This window comes from Vreelandella rituensis, assembly GCF_003336665.1.
In the GTDB taxonomy this organism is placed as follows: Bacteria; Pseudomonadota; Gammaproteobacteria; order Pseudomonadales; family Halomonadaceae; genus Vreelandella; species Vreelandella rituensis.
Map to the genome: position 1 here is coordinate 1 of NZ_QPIJ01000115.1, position 3,536 is coordinate 3,536.

At 43.6% G+C, this 3,536-nt stretch carries 3 protein-coding genes; all 3 read right to left on the minus strand.

Annotated features, from left to right (window positions below):
* Nucleotides 1-72: 72 nt before the first annotated feature.
* From DU506_RS20740 to DU506_RS20750, 3 genes are read right to left on the minus strand one after another with little or no spacing between them, the layout of a single operon-like run.
* Nucleotides 73-459 (minus strand): DUF6262 family protein, encoded by a 387-nt coding sequence (locus DU506_RS20740; RefSeq protein ID WP_114488737.1) that lies wholly within the window; start codon nucleotides 457-459, stop codon nucleotides 73-75.
* Nucleotides 449-2,341, minus strand: a complete 1,893-nt coding sequence (locus tag DU506_RS20745) for a tyrosine-type recombinase/integrase (protein WP_114488738.1) — start codon at nucleotides 2,339-2,341, stop codon at nucleotides 449-451. Before DU506_RS20745 ends, DU506_RS20740 begins: the two co-directional genes overlap by 11 nt.
* Nucleotides 2,331-3,425 (minus strand): tyrosine-type recombinase/integrase, encoded by a 1,095-nt coding sequence (locus tag DU506_RS20750; protein WP_220254494.1) that lies wholly within the window; start codon nucleotides 3,423-3,425, stop codon nucleotides 2,331-2,333. Before DU506_RS20750 ends, DU506_RS20745 begins: the two co-directional genes overlap by 11 nt.
* Nucleotides 3,426-3,536: the final 111 nt, after the last annotated feature.

Sequence of the window (3,536 nt, forward strand, 5' to 3'; positions counted from 1 at the left end):
CTATCTAAACACTCTAACCCTGTCGGTGAGTGAATGCCTTTATCCATGGAGCTTCATACTTTGTAGACAATTCTATATAGAAGAATCATGAAGCTTTCCATATACAACCTCTAACTGTTTTTTCAGCTCGCGATTTTCACTCTCAAGTTCTTTAACTCTTGCCTTAAGAGTCGTCACTAAGGCTGATTTTGAGGCCTCTGAAGCGCGTTGTGCTTCTTTGTATGCCTTCGGCTCTTTGCTTGCCTGCTGATCTCTGAGTCGCTTAATACGATCTGCTACGGCATCAGTCCTGTACAGCCAAGCCTTGGATACTCCCGCCTTTTCTGCAACGGTATTAAAGTTAATCGGAGCATTGGCCTTTAAAAGTTCTGATATGGCTGATTCAGTTTTTTTGAGTGTAGCTTCCTTCTTTCTTGCAGCCGAAGAAGCAAGGCCAGATGTGTTACGCTTATGCGTCATGGCCTGATACCTCCAGAGGTTCGATTATCTTAACGAGTGATGACTTAACAGAGTCGTTCATTTCAAGCTGTCGCTGCCAGCCATTCGCTTTACAGGTCGCTATGATTTTTTCCGTTTTTGCGAGTTGGTCACGATGCTGTGGCAGGTATCGATGGTCTGTCCTAAAGTTAGGGCAGTTCAGACAAGCGTTCGCATGAGGGCAGCTCCCTTGTACGACTGGTAGCGAACATAAGCCGTTTGGAAGGCTTTGAACAGCAATGTTTTTCTTGAGCCATTGTGCGTCAATATCATCAGGATCTGAACCTTCTACCAGTGTAATAGCTATATCTTCAGGCTCGTATATCTTTCCGTTTATATCGACCATTTTACCTTGGAATGCTGCAAACTCTTTCTTAAGGGTCTCGTCCATAATATGCGCATAGGTGCTGGTCATGGTGGGCGTTTCATGACCCAAATAGCGCTGAACGATATGCTGTGGCACGCCGTTATTAATCATGCGCGTAGCTGTCGTATGCCTGAACTGGTGATAGGTAAAGTGATAAACGCTACCGTCCGGCCCCAGGATATTTTCGGTGTCAGCAAGTGCATTAAGGTTCTTTATCAGAGTTCCCCTCGACCACGCCAATCCTGCTCTGGGGTAAGCTCTCTTGCCTCCTAACTGCATTTTTGGTGTTGGGAACAGCAACTCTTTTGGTGCTCCAAGCTCTTCTCTTACGGCTTGCTGCTGCTCCTGAATAACCCCAGTTAACTCTTTACTGATCGGAACAACATGGTCTTTCTTCATCTTGAACTGATAGTATTTAATAAAATAATCGCCTTGGTCATCGGGGTAAATGCAATCAAATGGTAAAGCGCAGCATTCACCAATTCGCATGCCTACTTCTTGCAGTACCAGAAAGAACCGCATGACGTGAGGGTGAAGCAAATCGATGTGCTTATTAAGCTGAGTCATCACCGTTTCAGGTATGAACCTTGGCAGCTTTTCTTCTGGCTTGGGATAGTCGGAGTCCGTGATTAGTCTTGTGGAACCAAATTCCAAAGAGCCCGTATCTTCGCACCACTCTATGTACTGGCGTAAAGACGCAAGCCTTCGCTTTCGTGTACTCCATTTGAGTTTCTTGTTTGACCATCGGTAGAGCATATTTTCGATAAAAGGGCGATCAATATCTGACGGGCTTAACTCGCCATCTGCCGCACATATATCTTGACCAAGCATCCTTATTGCATGCACGTTTGCAATCAGTGTCGCGCTAGACTTGGTGGCGTGACATGCCTTGATAAAATCTTTGGCTGACCGCTTTAGCCATGTGGGGCTGATCTCACTAAAACTAATCTTTATGGCCCCTGAGCCGCCTTGTAGCGTCAGATCCTCGCTACCGAAGAACCACACGTCATCAGTGTTAATGCGCTTGTTTTCCGTACACTCTTTGCAGATGTCTTTGTGATATCGGTTTATTGTCGATTCATGAACACCAGACTCACGCATTAGCATCTTTATGCTTATGTAGCCGCCAGGTCGCACTGGATCGGTATTGATGGGTGTATTGTTTCGAAGCCGCTCTAATGCGCTTAGAAGTTCCCTGCGTTCGGTGTTACGACGATCATTGGTCTGGATATCTATTTGCTTCAGAATAATGCTGTGAAGGTCTTTGTAGGACTTCCTTACGTTGTTGTCGAAACCAGTTCGCATACCAGCGCGAATACAAACACCTTTCACCGTAATCTCGGAGTCTTCTCGAATCATCTGATTAAGGGCATTAACCAGCTTTTCATGGTTTTCCTTTGAGCCTTGCCCTTTGTAGTCGCAACGAACGACAATTTTTTGTTTCGGAAGCGGTTCTTTATTTAATGTAATCGGCACAACCTTAAGATTACTCGACACCACTGGTCTCCTGTTTAAATTTACTAAACGCTTCCTTCAAATCCTTCTCATTAAGGTGTGCATAAGTATTGATTGTTGTTTGTATATCTTTATGACCAAGGCGCTTTTGGACATACGATGCATCCCAACCGCTTCTTAATAATTCAGTAGCATGCGTATGCCTGAAGATGTGCGGTGTAAAGGGGATATCAAGCTTTTTAGATAGGCGTTTGAACTTGGTATAGACCGTTGAATACGCCAATGGCTTACCAACATCAGCCCCCCAGATATTGATAAAAACATAGTCTGAGTCAATATCATCAAACTCATTAACCACGTAGTCGGTGTATAGCTTTATCAGGTCAGAGCTTATATCAACCACTCTACGTTCATTGCTTTTGGCCCTAGCCGCATTAGCGTTATCGCCTCGTGGTACAATGTGAATTGTCTTGTCCCAGCTTTTGATATCTTCATGCCTTAAGCCAAGACACTCACCAATCCGCATACCCGTCTCATACAGCATTAAAACAAGAAGCTTATCTCGAAGAGACTTACAAGCCCCAGACAATTGCTTAACTTTCTTGGTCGTCAATATCTCTGGTAAACGCTTAGGCTCTTTGAGCTTCAAGACGTTTTGGGTTGATGCTTCTGACTTGCTGATATGATGGAGAAATGGCTTGTAACTGGCTTTCTTGCCCTTAACCAACTTCTTTACGTTAGGGTCTTTAGAATCACTTAACCTTGAACTGTAATCATAGAACGATGAAACGGCGGTAACGATGGCATTGATTGTTTTGGCTGTTCGTTTTGATTCTGACTGATATAAAGGCACAACATTATCCACTGAGCCTCTCTTCAGAAAATTAATAAACTGCGACATCTCACTCAGAGTAACCTGATTCCATTCGTAATCCATGCTACCCAAAAACAACCAGAACTCTTTAAGGTGGTAAGCATAAGATCGAATAGTGTTAGGTGACTTCCCAACTGAGTGGAGGTACTTAAGGTATGAATCTATTTGAGGGATAGGAAGAAAGTCACTATCAAGAACTATCCAAAAGTCTTGAGTGTCATGATTGATTCTTATCTTCTGTACTTTCATCATCAGATATACGCTATAGAGCTGTAATGGATAATAATTCTACAGCGTACCAAGCTAACAGTAAAGGCCTCTTTGTATACTTTGTGGATTGAAAATATTGTGTAGTAGATAACG